The organism is Litoreibacter roseus (assembly GCF_009811795.1).
In the GTDB taxonomy this organism is placed as follows: domain Bacteria; phylum Pseudomonadota; class Alphaproteobacteria; order Rhodobacterales; family Rhodobacteraceae; genus Litoreibacter; species Litoreibacter roseus.
Genome location: NZ_BLJE01000005.1, coordinates 137,737 through 151,501, shown reverse-complemented (window position 1 = coordinate 151,501; position 13,765 = coordinate 137,737). Strand labels below are relative to the sequence as shown.

At 57.8% G+C, this 13,765-nt stretch carries 13 protein-coding genes and 1 other RNA gene; 10 read left to right on the top strand and 4 right to left on the bottom strand.

Features of this window, described 5'->3' with window-relative positions; all coding sequences use genetic code 11:
* Positions 1 to 84: 84 nt before the first annotated feature.
* The 4 genes from ssrA to KIN_RS18570 form a co-directional block, all read right to left on the bottom strand.
* Positions 85 to 434: a transfer-messenger RNA gene (gene ssrA, locus KIN_RS18585) on the bottom strand.
* A 6-nt stretch (positions 435 to 440) separates the two neighbouring features.
* Positions 441 to 2,027, bottom strand: coding sequence for an ABC transporter substrate-binding protein (locus KIN_RS18580; protein ID WP_159810065.1), 1,587 nt, complete (start codon positions 2,025 to 2,027; stop codon positions 441 to 443).
* Positions 2,028 to 2,260: 233 nt separating this feature from the next.
* Positions 2,261 to 3,310 (bottom strand): extracellular solute-binding protein, encoded by a 1,050-nt coding sequence (locus tag KIN_RS18575; RefSeq protein ID WP_159809907.1) that lies wholly within the window; start codon positions 3,308 to 3,310, stop codon positions 2,261 to 2,263.
* Positions 3,311 to 3,390: 80 nt separating this feature from the next.
* Positions 3,391 to 4,119, bottom strand: coding sequence for a FadR/GntR family transcriptional regulator (locus KIN_RS18570; protein WP_159809905.1), 729 nt, complete (start codon positions 4,117 to 4,119; stop codon positions 3,391 to 3,393).
* Between the two features lie 70 nt (positions 4,120 to 4,189).
* Here KIN_RS18570 and KIN_RS18565 point away from each other — a divergent pair, with 70 nt between their 5' ends.
* The 10 genes from KIN_RS18565 (at position 4,190) to KIN_RS18520 (ending at position 13,764) form a co-directional block, all read left to right on the top strand.
* Positions 4,190 to 4,921: a DUF2182 domain-containing protein gene (locus KIN_RS18565; RefSeq protein WP_174239144.1), complete on the top strand. Its 732-nt coding sequence runs from the start codon at positions 4,190 to 4,192 to the stop codon at positions 4,919 to 4,921.
* A gap of 12 nt (positions 4,922 to 4,933) precedes the next feature.
* Positions 4,934 to 5,632, top strand: coding sequence for a DUF1326 domain-containing protein (locus KIN_RS18560; protein ID WP_159809901.1), 699 nt, complete (start codon positions 4,934 to 4,936; stop codon positions 5,630 to 5,632).
* 1 nt (position 5,633) lies between these two features.
* Entirely contained in the window at positions 5,634 to 6,137 is a 504-nt protein-coding gene (locus KIN_RS18555) for a DinB family protein (protein ID WP_159809899.1), read from the top strand.
* Entirely contained in the window at positions 6,138 to 7,238 is a 1,101-nt protein-coding gene (locus tag KIN_RS18550; RefSeq protein WP_159809897.1) for a dimethylsulfoniopropionate demethylase, read from the top strand.
* A 12-nt stretch (positions 7,239 to 7,250) separates the two neighbouring features.
* Positions 7,251 to 8,240 carry an acrylyl-CoA reductase (NADPH) gene (acuI, locus tag KIN_RS18545; protein WP_159809895.1) on the top strand — a complete coding sequence of 330 codons (990 nt, stop codon included), beginning with the start codon at positions 7,251 to 7,253 and terminating at the stop codon, positions 8,238 to 8,240.
* A 73-nt stretch (positions 8,241 to 8,313) separates the two neighbouring features.
* Positions 8,314 to 9,729 carry a cryptochrome/photolyase family protein gene (locus tag KIN_RS18540; RefSeq protein WP_159809893.1) on the top strand — a complete coding sequence of 472 codons (1,416 nt, stop codon included), beginning with the start codon at positions 8,314 to 8,316 and terminating at the stop codon, positions 9,727 to 9,729.
* Between the two features lie 100 nt (positions 9,730 to 9,829).
* Positions 9,830 to 11,041 (top strand): SAM-dependent methyltransferase, encoded by a 1,212-nt coding sequence (locus KIN_RS18535; protein ID WP_159809891.1) that lies wholly within the window; start codon positions 9,830 to 9,832, stop codon positions 11,039 to 11,041.
* A gap of 12 nt (positions 11,042 to 11,053) precedes the next feature.
* The gene (locus tag KIN_RS18530) at positions 11,054 to 11,494 is read left to right on the top strand and encodes a TrgA family protein (protein ID WP_159809889.1); all 441 of its coding nucleotides are present in this window, start codon (positions 11,054 to 11,056) and stop codon (positions 11,492 to 11,494) included.
* Positions 11,495 to 11,535: 41 nt separating this feature from the next.
* On the top strand, positions 11,536 to 12,663 hold the full coding sequence (locus KIN_RS18525; protein WP_159809887.1) for an NUDIX domain-containing protein: 1,128 nt from the start codon (positions 11,536 to 11,538) through the stop codon (positions 12,661 to 12,663).
* Between the two features lie 69 nt (positions 12,664 to 12,732).
* Positions 12,733 to 13,764, top strand: a complete 1,032-nt coding sequence (locus KIN_RS18520; RefSeq protein WP_159809885.1) for a cysteine synthase A — start codon at positions 12,733 to 12,735, stop codon at positions 13,762 to 13,764.
* Position 13,765 lies beyond the last annotated feature (1 nt).

Sequence of the window (13,765 nt, the reverse complement as noted above, 5' to 3'; positions counted from 1 at the left end):
TGCCTCACGGGGTGCTCGCAAGCCCCATAGGCCAAACATGCCGTGCCGGGTCAGGGTGGTCAAGGGTATCGCTGCAGGAGGGAAGATGCAGGCTTCTGTTGCCAGGTGCCTGCGAACCCCGCCTTACGCTGCTAGGCGCAAGGACTTAATTTTCAGTGTTCCGCACAGCTTACGCTGCGAGGGCTACTGGAGCTTTGTTGTCATTTGCAACTAGCTTAAGTGTACCGATAACGGTGGTAACTCACCGAGACAAAGCTAACCCCTTTAGACGTTCGTCGATCCTGTTTCGACCCCTCTGTCCGCCAAATGAACGGGTTTTGGTGGAGTCGCCGGGTACCGCCCCCGGGTCCGATCCGCTTATTACGAGCGCGTTTATGTCCATAGTCCCGAAGGACATTCTAGATATAAGGGAAACCCCTTTCGGTTTCAATAACCTGTGCTCACGCAGCAAGTGCAAGTTTGTAGACGTGGATCTCAAAGGTTGGGTGCATATCGGCGCCGATTACTTGTTCCTTGTAATGGCGGTAGGTGGAGCGCCAGTAGGGTTGGATCACCACGCCTTCGTCCTGCATGATCTGCTGGATCTTTGCCATCGTCTCGCGCCGACTGTCCGCATCCGCGATGGACAGCGCCTCGTTCAGAAGGCTGTCGAACTCGGGATTTGAGAATCCGCTTTCATTCCATGGTTCGCCAGACCGGTAGGCCAGCGCCAAGACCTGCACCCCCAGCGGACGCTGGGCCCAGTCAGTGGTCGAGAATGGATATTTGGTCCAGTCGTTCCAGAAGGTTGAGCCGGGAATGATCGTCCGTTTGATCTTGATGCCCGCATCCCGCAGCTGCGCGGCGATAGCGTCAGAGGTATCGCGCCGCCATGTGTCATCGATAGAGACCAGATCATGCTCGAAATCGGCGAGGCCTACCTCCTCCAGCAAAGCCATGGCGGCTGCCGGATCGTAGGTTGGGTCGGAGATCTCGGCATATTCCGGATGGATCGGACAGACGTGATGGTTTTCCGCAACGACGCCCTGATTGGCGTAACCGAGTTCAAGGCAGACCGCATTGTTCACAGCCATTGCAAGCGCCTTGCGCACCCGGACATCCGCGTAGGGCTGTATGCCATCGACCTCGGCCACCTGATTGGGGCGGGTGACCATCGTATTGGCGGTCACGGCTTCGGATTTGACCCAGCCAATGGCATCGAAGATCTCGATGAACTCGCCGAGGCTTTCGTAGATCATATCGACCTCGTCGGCGTCGACGGCAGCCACGATAGCCGCTTGATCCGTGCCGTAATCCACGTATTCGATCCGCTCCAAAGCGGCCTCGCCAATGACGCCCTTGCCCCACCAGTCATGATCGGTGTTGCGCACCAATGCGCACCGGACACCGACCTCGAAGCCGTCGGGCAGAAAGGGACCGGTCCCAATCGGATTGGACAGCGGGTCACCGTCAAAAGACGAATGAACGATAGCGGCGGGATAATCGGAAAATCCCGCGATCAGTGTGATGTCGGCGGTGCCGGGGCGCAGAATAACGGTCTGGTCGTCGGCCACTTCAATTGCGCCTTCGCGTGCTACGCCTGTGTCTTCGTCGATCAGAGACCCCATGCGGCTGGCCATCGAATTGCCCTCGACGCTGCGGTCGCACCACCGTTCGATGTTGAAGGCGACGTCTTGGGCTGTGAACGGATCACCGTTGTTCCATGTCACGCCCTCGCGGATCTTCAACGTATATTCGGTCGCGTCCGGGTTGACGTCCCAGCTGTCCAGAAGGATTCCGCGGAAGCTGCCATCTGCATTGTATTCGACCAGATATTCCAGCCATCCGCGGGTAAAGTTCGACATCTGCGGCCAGTCATATGTCCGCGGGTCTTTCAGGGCCTTCACAGTGCTTTCGATCCGCAGTGTTCCGCCATCCTGTGCATGACCTTCTGCGCGTGCAGGCGGCACGGCGCCGATCAGCGCGTAAGCCGCCGTCGCCGTAAGGCCCAGCGACGTGGCGCGGCTGAGAAATTCTCGTCGTGACATCTGACCCGCCGTGACGTCCTGTGCATAGGCGATGGCTGCGGGGTGAAGGTCGGTTTGGGTGCGTGAATACAGCAAGGCGAAGTCCTGTCGATCTCAAGTTGCGATGACCCAAGCCTGTTTCAATTTTATCCACAGACAAGTCTTGACAGATATATTGAGGCGTTTGAGGCCACAGTACGAAAAAGGCGCGCCGCATTCAGCGACGCGCCTGATCCCATCCAAAATGAAAGACCTTAGAAGCCCGCTTTGATCCGTTCGAACTGTTGGATCATTTGTTCCCGCAGGGCGTTGTCCATGGGTAACTGCGCCAGCAGCGGGGCCTCGATCTCGTTCAAGCCGACCTCCGTCAGTTCCTCTTCGCCAAACCCGCTCATCGCCTCGGTGTTGGAATGGCCATAGCCCCATTCCGTCACGATGTATTGCGCGCTGCTGTCACTGAGCCACGCGTTGATAAAATCGTGAGCCTTGTCTTCCGATCCCGGTCCATCCACGAGGTTTACGTATCCGCAGAACCAGGCTGACGAGCCTTCGGCCGCCTCGCGTTGGAACTCGATATTGTAACCGTCGCCGACCATCTGGACGGGGGTTTCGTTCCATGCCCAGGCGATTAGTACTTCGCCCGTCGCCATCAGTTGCGCTAGTTCCGCGCCATCGGCCCAATAGGCCCGTGTGTTGTCATGAGCCTGACGCAACCAATCGCTTGCGGCCGCCAATTGCTCTTCCGTTGCCTGCGTCCAGTCGCTGACACCGGTCGCCAGAAAGGCCAGTGCAAATGCGTCGTCCACATTGTCTGGCAGCGAGATACGGCCAGCATATTTCGGATCGAGGAAAACGGACAGGGACGCGACCTCGTTTTCTGTGACCTCGTCTGCATTGTAGGCAAGCCCTGTCATACCCAGATCGACGGGAATGAAGTAGACCTCACCATCGCGCACAAACGTAGGGTCGTTCTTGTAGATGTCGGCGACAGTTTCATAGGCCGGAATTTTCGAGACGTCCCACGGCTCGATCAGGCCCGCTTGGTACCATTTGTCCACGGATTGCGAACAAGGGTGAGATACGTCGGCCTTAAAGCCTGAGCGCAGCTTCTGAAATGCTTCTTCCTCTTCCCCAAAGAACGCAAAGGTCGGCGGCGCGCCATGGGCATCAATGTAGGCTTGAAAAAACCCTTCTTCCTCGAACCCGGACCAATCGAAAACCAAAAGCTCCGGGTCGGCAGCGCTGGCCGCTGTCGCGATAAGCGCGCTGGCGGCGCAACCCAGAAGGCGGGGAAGATGAGACATTCAGAAGCTCCTCTCAGAAGGGTGTTGAATTTGATGAATACGCTAAAATGCGGCCCGCGCAGTCACAAGCAGAAAGCCCGTCAGCCGCTTGGTCGAGCGACGATCAGATCCTCTGCGAGCGCTTGTGTGTAACTTTCAAGCAGATCAAGGCTATCTTTCACCGCGGACGGATCGCGTTGCTCTAGCGCATCGACGATGTTTCCATGAAGCATCAGGATTTTGACGCGAGAGCGGGCCGTAAAGGTGATCATATTCATCAGCGGCTGCATCGCCTCTACCGCGCCTGCAAGTTGGTAACTCAGAACCGGGTTGCTCGCGCTGTCGACCAAGGCGCGGTGAAAGGCGACATCGGAAGCGCAGAAGGCCTCGTCACTCAGCTCATCTTGGGCCTGATGCCCCAGCTCTGCTTTCATTTTTTCCAGATGAGAGCTCTCGCGCCGGGTACATGCCATAACGGCGCAGGCCCGTTCCAGCGCGTAGCGCGCCTCACAGGCCTGGGTGAAGCTGACATCATTCATCGACAAAAGAAGGGTCGAGGTCGTGACATGCATTGCTTGCGCATCTTCAAATGTCAGACGATTGACGAAGGCCCCTCCGGTGGCACCCCGCTGCGTGCGGATCAGGCTTTGCGCCGCAAGTCGTTTCAGCGCTTCGCGCACTGTCGACCGGGACACGTTGAATTGGTCTGACAATTCCGTTTCAGACGGCAGACGCGCGTCTACGATAAGTTTGCCCGCGACGATGGCATCGCGAATGGCTTGAGCGATCTGAGCGGACAAATCCTTTGGGCTGGACGGATCGATTTTCATATGTCAGACAATTAATGTCTGACAATTGAAATGCAAGACAAACCGGAGGCTGTCCAGGTTGAGCGGAGCAATGAGGTCCATAGGGTGGCTTGGCTTTTTCGGTGCCATACTCGCCGCGTGGTGGGTCATGTTTTCCATGGCGCAAATGTCGGGCGTCGATCTCATCGGGCGGCCTATGAGCATGAATATGATGCCGATGACGAGCTTCGGGGCGCTTTTTCCCATGTGGGCGATCATGATGGCTGCGATGATGCTGCCAACGCTCGTCCCGACGCTTTTGTCCTACGAAGACCTGATGCGCAGCGCCAACGGGACACGGGCAGGGTGGCTCGGTGTGTTACTTGGATACTTCATTACATGGGTAGGCTTCGCGGTATTGATCTCGGCGGTGCAGGTCGCACTTTTGACAAGCGGCGCGATTACGTCGCTTGGTACTTCTGCCTCGCCGTTCATCGCCGCGGCATTGTTGTTTGCGGTTGGGATCTATCAATTTACTAGGATCAAGGACGCGTGCCACGGCGTTTGCCTGTCGCCTATGACCTATTTTCTGGGCCGTTGGAAAACCGGTTTTGCGGGCGGGCTGCGCATGGGGCTTGGCCTCGGCTCATTCTGCGTCGGTTGCTGTTGGGGCTTTATGGCTCTCGGCTTCGTCGGTGGTGTCATGAGCCTGCTTTGGATGGGCCTCGCAACGTTTGTGATGATCTTGGAAAAACTGCCGCAAGTCGGCCGTCATATAACCCGCCCGTTGGGCGTGATCTTGATAATTGCGGGATGCGCAACCGCCGGATACGGTCTGACCTGAGAGGAGCTCACAATGGCAAAAGCGGACAGAAAACCCTCGGACAGACTGCAGGTCATGCAGAAGATCGACAGTCGGATGAACCCGTCGCGCAGGCGGAAAGAGCCGACCGATTGGGCGATTAACGGGGAGCTTTTTCTGAATTGCTCCTGCACCGTGTTTTGTCCCTGCGTCGTCTCGCTTGGGGCGCACCCACCGACGGAGGGTCACTGCCACGCGTGGATGGCCGTTGCGATTGACGACGGGCATTTCGAGGGCGAAAGCCTCGCCGGGCTGAATGTCGGTCTGCTGGTGGACATCCCCGGTCGCATGGGCGAGGGCAACTGGAAGGTTGGCGCTTACGTAGATGAGCGCGCGACCCAGAAAGCCTATAACGGCATCCTGAAAATCTTCTCAGGTGCAGCGGGTGGTACGACGGGTCTTTTCACCATGCTCGTCAGCGAAATCATCGGGGCTGAACGTGCCCCGGTCGAGATCGTCCGGGATGGCAAGAAACGGTCCATCGTGATCGGACGAAAAATTCAGGGCGAGATCGAAATGATCGATGGAAAGAGCCCCGATCACCCAGTCATGGTCTCGAACTCCAAATACTGGATGGGCCCCGATATCATTGCTGCCGTTGGTACGAAAAGCCGCGTACGCGATTATGGGCGCGTCTGGGATTTTGGCGGGAAATCCGCAGAGATCTGCCCGATCGCGTGGTCTGGTCCCTGAGATGATCACAGTCGAGTTCTGCAAGGTTATGTCACGTTACAATGCGTGGCAGAATGAAGGGCTTGAACAGGCGATGCTGGCGCTGAACCAAACGGAGTTGCGCAAGGATCGTAAGGCATTTTTTGGATCGATCTGGTCCACAGCAAACCATTTGCTTTGGGGCGACAAGATGTGGTTGTCACGGCTCAGCGGCGGACCGCCACCCGGGGGGACACCGGGTGGCCTCGATCTGCATTCGGAGTTGCAGCCTTTTCTAGATGATCGCCGGCGCACCGATGGTCATATCACCCGTTGGGCCGGGCGACTGACCCATGTCGATCTGGTTGGGCCGCTGACGTGGTACTCAGGTCTTTCTGGGCGGAATGTCACGCAGTCCAAGGCAATGTGCATCATGCATTTCTTCAACCATCAGACCCACCATCGCGGACAAATTCATGCAATGCTGACCGCAGCGGGACACAAAACGATGATCAGTGACTTGGCGTTTATGCCGGAGGCGTTTTGAATGGCGTTGATCTCTCCCTCTCGCCGGTTGCGCAGAACCCCGTTTTCCGACGGTGTCGAAGCCGCCGGGGTTAAGGCCTACACTTGTTATAACCACATGCTATTGCCGACGGTATTTCGCTCGGTGGACGAAGACTACCACCATCTGAAAAACGCCGTGCAGGTTTGGGATGTCTCGGTCGAGCGGCAGGTCGAACTGCGTGGTCCCGATGCAGGCCGCTTGATGCAAATGCTGACCCCGAGGGACTTGCGCGGGATGCTGCCCGGCATGTGTTATTATGTGCCCATGGTCGATGAAACTGGCGGCATGTTGAACGACCCGGTCGCCCTTATGCTAAGCGATGATCGCTACTGGGTGTCTATTGCTGACAGCGATCTTTTGTTGTGGGTCAAAGGGTTGGCGTACGGTCTTCGTCTTGATGTCCTCGCGGAAGAACCTGACGTATCGCCCTTGGCCGTTCAGGGCCCCAAAGCCGAGGATCTGATGGCACGGGTGTTTGGCGACGGCGTGCGCGACATCCGATTTTTCCGCTACGGATATTTTGATTTTCAAGGGCAGGCGCTGGTCGTTGCCCGGTCCGGTTACTCCAAGCAGGGCGGTTTCGAGATCTATGTGGAGGGCAGCGAGATCGGAATGCCGCTCTGGAACGCGCTGTTTGAGGCGGGGCGCGATCTGGATGTCCGGGCCGGATGCCCCAACGGGATCGAGCGCGTCGAAGGCGGGTTGCTGAGCTACGGCAACGATATGACCCGAGAGAACACGCCCCATGAATGCGGGCTGGGAAGGTTCTGCTCGACCCAGACGGCTATTGGCTGCGTGGGTCGGGATGCTTTGCTGCGGGTTGCAAAGGAAGGACCCGTGCAACAAATTCGGCCGCTGTCGATTGAGGGCGATATCCCGCCCTGTGATCGCGCGTGGCCTATCACGGCCAAGGGCAAACGGATCGGAAAAGTGACCTCCGCTGCCAAGAGCCCTGACTTCAACACCAATGTCGCCATCGGCATGGTGCGGATCACTCATTGGGACCCTGGCACGGAACTGAGAGTTGAGACCACAGACGGCCCGCGCCCTGCTCGGGTCGAGGAAAATTTCTGGATCTAGAGGAGAGAGACCATGTTCAATGCTTTGATCGTCGAAAAGGATGAGGACGGCAAGACAAGTGCCTCTGTTCAGGAGATTTCTGAGGATCGGCTGCCGGACGGGAATGTGACCGTAGCCGTCGAATACTCCACCGTGAATTACAAGGACGGACTGTGCATTGGGCCGGGTGGTGGTTTGGTCCGCAACTACCCTCATGTGCCGGGCATCGACTTTGCGGGGACCGTAGAGACATCCGACGACGACCGCTACGCGCCGGGCGACAAGGTCGTACTGACCGGATGGCGCGTGGGCGAAGCGCACTGGGGCGGGTACGCGCAGAAGGCCAAGGTACGGGCGGACTGGCTGGTTCCCCTGCCCAAAGGTTTGGACACGCGTCACGCGATGGCGGTCGGCACCGCCGGGTTCACCGCGATGCTGGCTGTCATGGCGCTTGAAGATCACGGGATGACACCAGGTCATGGCCCGGTGCTGGTAACTGGGGCCGCTGGTGGGGTTGGCTCGGTTGCCACAGCGATTTTGGCGAAACTCGGCTACGAGGTTGCAGGCGTCACCGGGCGGCCAGAAACCGCAGATTACCTGAAATCTCTGGGTGCCACTCAGATTGTGGCGCGCGACGAGATCAACGAGACTGTGAAGCGCCCGCTTGAGGCCGAAACCTGGGCGGGCTGTGTCGACGCGGTTGGCGGTGAGATGCTTGCGCGCGTTTTGGGGCAGATGAAGTACGGCACGTCCGTGGCCGCTGTTGGTCTGGCCGGTGGGGCGGCTTTGCCTGCGACGGTTATTCCGTTTCTTTTGCGCGGCGTGAACCTTCTTGGCATCGACAGCGTGATGAAGCCCTATGAGGGTCGGCTGCGTGCTTGGGAACGGATTGCCAGTGACCTGCCGATGGACAAATTGGACGAGATGATTCAGCCCGCGACGCTTTCGGATCTGCCCGATCTTGGGGCCAAAATCCTGAAAGGTCAGGTCAAAGGCCGCTTGGTGGTCGACGTCAACGCTTAGCGTCCAGCTTGATTGTCAGGCAGTCGCGCTAGGTCAGCCTTGTGCTGAGAACAGGTTTTGACGAGAGGGCGCCATGGCTGACGATACACCGATCCTGTACTGGTTCCGCCGCGATTTGCGGCTGGGTGATCACGAGGGATTGACCGAAGCCGGCAAGACCGGGCGTCCCGTGATCCCTGTGTTTGTCCATGATGAGGTTGTCGCTGGTCACGGCGCGGCTCCGAAGTGGCGTCTGGGGTTGGGGGTCGCGCATTTTGCCGAAACGCTCGAAGGCATCGGATCACGGCTGATCTTGCGCAAAGGCACGGCGCTGGAGGTTTTGCGCGCTCTGATTAAGGAGACCGGGGCAGGGTCGGTCTGGTGGACCCGCGCCTATGATCCCGATGGGATCGCGCGGGACAAAAAGGTGAAATCCGGTCTCAGCGAAGACGGGATCGATGCACAGAGCCATCTGGGACATCTGCTGTTCGAACCGTGGACCGTCGAGACCAAGCAGGGCGATTTCTACAAGGTCTACACACCCATGTGGAAATCAGTGCGCGACAGGGACGTGCCATCGGATCTGCCTGCGGTCTCTGCGCTGAAAGCGCCCGATGCTTGGCCGGACAGCGAGGACTTGTCGAAATGGAACATGCGCGCAGGCATGGTGCGCGGCGCCGACATTGTTGCAAAGCATGTCGCGGTCGGGGAGGATGCTGCGTCCCAGCGGCTAGGCACTTTCATGGGGCACAGGATCGCGGACTATGCCGAAGCGCGGGACCGGATCGCCGAGAAGGGGACCTCGAACTTATCCGAAAATCTCACCTACGGGGAAATCTCTACCCGCCGCTGCTGGCACGCGGGGCGGCGCGCGCTGGCCGATGGGAAAGCGGGGGCCGAGACTTTTCTGAAAGAACTTGTTTGGCGTGAATTCGCGTATCATCTGGCCTATCACACGCCGCGGATCACATCCGCCAACTGGCGGGAGGAATGGGACGGTTTCCCGTGGAAAGATGACGAGCGAGCCGCGGAAATCAAGGCGTGGAAGCAGGGGCGTACGGGCGTTCAACTGGTGGATGCTGCGATGCGCGAAATGTACGTCACTGGAACGATGCATAACCGTGGACGGATGATCGTGGCCTCTTATCTGACCAAGCATCTGATGACCCACTGGAAGGTTGGGATGAAATGGTTCGAGGACTGCCTGATTGACTGGGATCCGGCGTCGAACGCAATGGGGTGGCAATGGTCCGCAGGATCAGGCCCCGATGCCACGCCGTTTTTTCGTGTCTTCAACCCCGCAACGCAGGCCGAGAAATTCGACAGCAACCGGGTTTATCGTGCGCGGTTTCTTGGGGAGCTTTTCGAGGATCACGGAGAAGAGGCCGAAGACTACTTCGAAGCCATTCCCCAGAGCTGGAACATGTCCATCGACGACAGCTATCCAGAACCCATTGTCGCCTTGGACGAAGGACGGGAACGGGCTCTTGCCGCGTATAAAAATCGCTGACGTGGGGTCAGGTTTTCGAAAATTAACACAGGTTAATTTCTCTTGAGCCACCGCCGCCTATCTGTCTAATTTAGTTTACAACTTGTGTAATGGATGATCCATGGAAGCTCTTAATACCACCGTCGGACAGAAGGCTCTGCCGCGCTATTTTTCTCAGGCCTTTCAGACGGCACAGAAGCTGACCTATGGACGGCTCGATATCAAGCTGGAGGACGGTCGCGTCTTTCGCGCAGAGGGTGCAAAGCCCGGGCCAATTGCTGAATTTACCGTTCACAACAACGATCTTTTCGCGCGGCTCATCCGCGAGGGCGATCTGGGCTTCTGCGACGCCTATCTGGATGACTGGTGGTCGACGCCGGACCTGCAGGCGCTCATGGATCTGGTGCACGCGGACAATGAGGACGTCTATGATGGCTATCCCGGTATGGGGCTTGTCCGGGCCTACGAGAAACTACGATTTTGGATGCAGGCCAATTCCCGCAAGCAAGCCAAGAAGAATATCAGCTATCATTACGATCTCGGTAACGAATTTTATGACATCTGGCTCGACGACACGATGACCTACAGCTCTGCCTTTTTTAAGACCGGGCAAGAGAGCATGGAGAAGGCCCAGACCCAGAAATACGCCAGCATGATCGACGAAATGGGGGCGCAGCCGGGGGATCACGTCCTGGAGATCGGGTGTGGCTGGGGTGGCTTTGCCGAATACGCCGCGAAAGAGCGGGGTCTGAAAGTGACCGGGCTCACAATCAGTCAGGAACAGCACGATTACGCAGTGGATCGCATCCGCAAAGCCGGGCTTGAGGGGCAGGTCGAGATCAAGATGCAGGACTACCGCGACGAAAAAGGCACATATGACGGCATCGCCTCAATCGAGATGTTTGAGGCCGTCGGCGAGAAATACTGGCCGGTTTATTTCAACGCTGTGCGTGACCGCTTGAAGCCTGGCAAGAACGCAACGCTGCAGATCATAACCGTTGAGCACAGACGGTGGGCTGTCTACAAGCGAGGCGTTGATTTCATTCAGAAATATATCTTTCCGGGGGGCATGCTGCCCAGCCCGAAAGTCCTGCGGGACGAGATCGCGCGCTCTGGGTTGAACCTTAAGCATTCCATCGAATTCGGCGAGAGCTACAGCCAGACATTGCGCCGCTGGCATGAGACGTTCAACGCCCGATGGGATGAGGTTGCAGAGCTTGGATTTGATGCCAGGTTCCGTCGGATGTGGAATTTTTATCTGACCTCTTGCGCGGCTACTTTCTGGAGTGGAAACTGCGACGTGACACAGATCACGATGACACGACCGGAATAGAGACACCTTTCAATGCCCACAGCCGCCAAGATCATCGCCGCGCTAATTTTCGGCGTGACAGGATATTTGACCGCGCAGTCCGTCATTCCCCTATTGCCAGAGGGCATGCCGGTGAACTGGCTGTTCCCTGTTTCGGTTCTCATTCCCGTCGTGTGCGGATGGCGCGTGATGGGCAATCTTGTGGGCAAGAATTACGCGGTGGCCATCAATTCGGGCATCTATACGGTTGTGGTCTGCCTCTTCTACGTTCTGTTGACCTTCTCGATCAGTGAGATGATCAAGCGGTCCGTTGGCCTGCGATACGATGGACCGATGGAAGCGATCGTTGGCATGTTCGGCATATTCGTGGAATACGCACTTTTGCTGGCGGCATCGGGTCCGCTCACATATCTTATTGCAGGGGCCGTGATCGGTGGTATTGCCGCTGAATGGACCAACCGCCGGTGGAGCTGATGCTTTAGGTCAGATCCCGGATTTTCGCCGAAAGTGCTTTTATGACGAACCTGTTTCTCTATGGCACGCTCTGCGATGCTACTCTGTTGAAGACAGTTCTGGGGGCCAGCCCATCCTATGAGCCAGCGCATCTACCGGATCACCAAACTTATTGGGTCGCGGGGCAACATTTCCCGATGATCGTCCCGCGCGAGGGCGCGCAAGCCGACGGTATGTTTTTGCGCGGCGTATCAGACGCGCAGTTGGACCGGATCAGCTTTTACGAAGGCCCTTTCGCATTCGATCTGCAAAACTGCACGGTCATCTCAGATGGCCGCAAGTATGATGCACGGGTTTATCGGGCCACGTCAGACGCATGGCATCCCGGAGAGATATGGAACCTCGTCGACTGGCAGGATCGCTTTGGTCCCGTGCGCCGCGAGGCCGCAGTCGAGATCATGAGCTATTATGGCGCGTTAAATGCAAACGAGGTCGCAAGTCGGATGACCGTGATCGAAACGCGGGCGCAGGCGCGGGTCAACGCCGTCTCCAAACCATCGCCGATTGACCTGAGGTCCGGCCTTGCCAGAGATGACGTTGAGATTGTTGACCAGCGCAGGATCTATTCCGAATTCTTTGCTCTGGACGAGTTGGACGTAAAGTACCGTCACTTTGATGGCGGTCAGAGCGATCTGGTGGAACGCGCTGTGTTCATTGCGGCCGACGCCGTGACTGTGTTGCCCTATGATCCGGTGCGGGACCGGGTGCTTTTGATCGAACAGTTTCGGGCGTCTCTTGTATCGCGCAACGATCCCGTTCCGTGGCTGTTGGAGGCTATCGCGGGTCGGATCGATCCATATGAAACGCCGGAGGCTGCCGCGCGCCGTGAGGCGCAGGAAGAAGCTGGGATCGAACTTGGCGCGCTTCATCACATGTCCAGCTACTACGTCTCGCCGGGGGCGGCGACGGAGTACATCGTTTCCTATCTTGGCATTGCGGATTTACCTAATGACGCGGCGGGCTTTGGCGGACTGGAAACCGAGGCGGAAGACATCCGCGCAATGGTGGTCAGCTACGATCAGTTCATGGGGGCTCTGACCAGCGGTGAGATCTCGAATGCACCACTGGTGATCTCGGCTCTCTGGCTGGCGCAGAACAGGGCACGTTTACGTGCAGGCACTGCTGGTTGAGTTCCCGAAGATGACGTCCTATCAACAGAGACGATCAACACAATCGATCACTGCCGGGGAGGGCGCCGCATGACCGTCAAATCAAATCTGGCAGACCTGATCGGGAACACCCCCTTGATCCGGCTGAACAAGGCCAGCGAGCTGACCGGCTGCGAAATCTTGGGGAAATGCGAGTTCATGAACCCAGGTCAATCGGTCAAGGATCGTCCGGCGCTGACCATCATTCAGGACGCCATTGCCAGCGGCGCGCTGAAGCCCGGTGGTACGATTGTCGAAGGCACTGCGGGAAATACCGGCATAGGTCTGTCGCTGGTTGGCGCATCGATGGGGTTCAAGACCGTCATCGTCATCCCAGAGACCCAGAGCCAGGAAAAGATGGACATGCTGAAGCTCGCTGGTGCGACTTTGGTGAAGGTTCCGGCTGCCCCTTACCGAAATCCGAACAATTTCGTTCGCTACTCCGAGCGTTTGGCGAAGAAATTGAACGAGACCGCAGAGAACGGCGCAATCTGGGCCAACCAGTTCGACAACGTGGCGAACCGCAAGGCTCATATCGAGACGACTGGACCAGAGATTTGGGGTCAGACGGGCGGTAAGGTGGACGGCTTTATCTGCGCGGTGGGATCCGGCGGCACATTGGCGGGCGTAGCGACGGTCCTGCAGCCAAAAGGGGTCAAGATCGGATTGGCAGATCCCATGGGGGCCGCGCTTTACGATTTCTATACGACGGGTGAGCTAACGACGGATGGCGGCTCTATCGCGGAAGGGATCGGTCAGGTGCGGATTACGAAAAATCTCGAAGGCTTCACCCCTGATTTCGCCTATCAGGTCCCGGACGAAGAGGCGCTGCCGATCGTGTTTGACCTGTTACGTGACGAAGGGCTGTGCATGGGCGCATCCTCAGGCGTTAACATCGCCGGTGCCATCCGCTTGGCCAAGGATCTGGGCCCGGGGCATACCATCGTGACAATCCTGTGTGACTACGGCACGCGTTACCAGTCCAAGCTCTATAACCCTGAGTTCCTAAAAGAGAAAAACCTGCCATGCCCTGCATGGCTCGAGGATGAAACACCGCTTTTGCCGACGGTGTTCGAGGACTGAT

Bases quoted from the DNA above. Each gene is read 5' to 3' on its own strand.
- KIN_RS18580 (WP_159810065.1), bottom strand. From the start codon at position 2,027: ATGTCACGACGAGAATTTCTCAGCCGCGCCACGTCGCTGGGCCTTACG.
- KIN_RS18575 (WP_159809907.1), bottom strand. From the start codon at position 3,310: ATGTCTCATCTTCCCCGCCTTCTGGGTTGCGCCGCCAGCGCGCTTATC.
- KIN_RS18570 (WP_159809905.1), bottom strand. From the start codon at position 4,119: ATGAAAATCGATCCGTCCAGCCCAAAGGATTTGTCCGCTCAGATCGCT.
- KIN_RS18565 (WP_174239144.1), top strand. From the start codon at position 4,190: ATGAGGTCCATAGGGTGGCTTGGCTTTTTCGGTGCCATACTCGCCGCG.
- KIN_RS18560 (WP_159809901.1), top strand. From the start codon at position 4,934: ATGGCAAAAGCGGACAGAAAACCCTCGGACAGACTGCAGGTCATGCAG.
- KIN_RS18555 (WP_159809899.1), top strand. From the start codon at position 5,634: ATGATCACAGTCGAGTTCTGCAAGGTTATGTCACGTTACAATGCGTGG.
- KIN_RS18550 (WP_159809897.1), top strand. From the start codon at position 6,138: ATGGCGTTGATCTCTCCCTCTCGCCGGTTGCGCAGAACCCCGTTTTCC.
- acuI (WP_159809895.1), top strand. From the start codon at position 7,251: ATGTTCAATGCTTTGATCGTCGAAAAGGATGAGGACGGCAAGACAAGT.
- KIN_RS18540 (WP_159809893.1), top strand. From the start codon at position 8,314: ATGGCTGACGATACACCGATCCTGTACTGGTTCCGCCGCGATTTGCGG.
- KIN_RS18535 (WP_159809891.1), top strand. From the start codon at position 9,830: ATGGAAGCTCTTAATACCACCGTCGGACAGAAGGCTCTGCCGCGCTAT.
- KIN_RS18530 (WP_159809889.1), top strand. From the start codon at position 11,054: ATGCCCACAGCCGCCAAGATCATCGCCGCGCTAATTTTCGGCGTGACA.
- KIN_RS18525 (WP_159809887.1), top strand. From the start codon at position 11,536: ATGACGAACCTGTTTCTCTATGGCACGCTCTGCGATGCTACTCTGTTG.
- KIN_RS18520 (WP_159809885.1), top strand. From the start codon at position 12,733: ATGACCGTCAAATCAAATCTGGCAGACCTGATCGGGAACACCCCCTTG.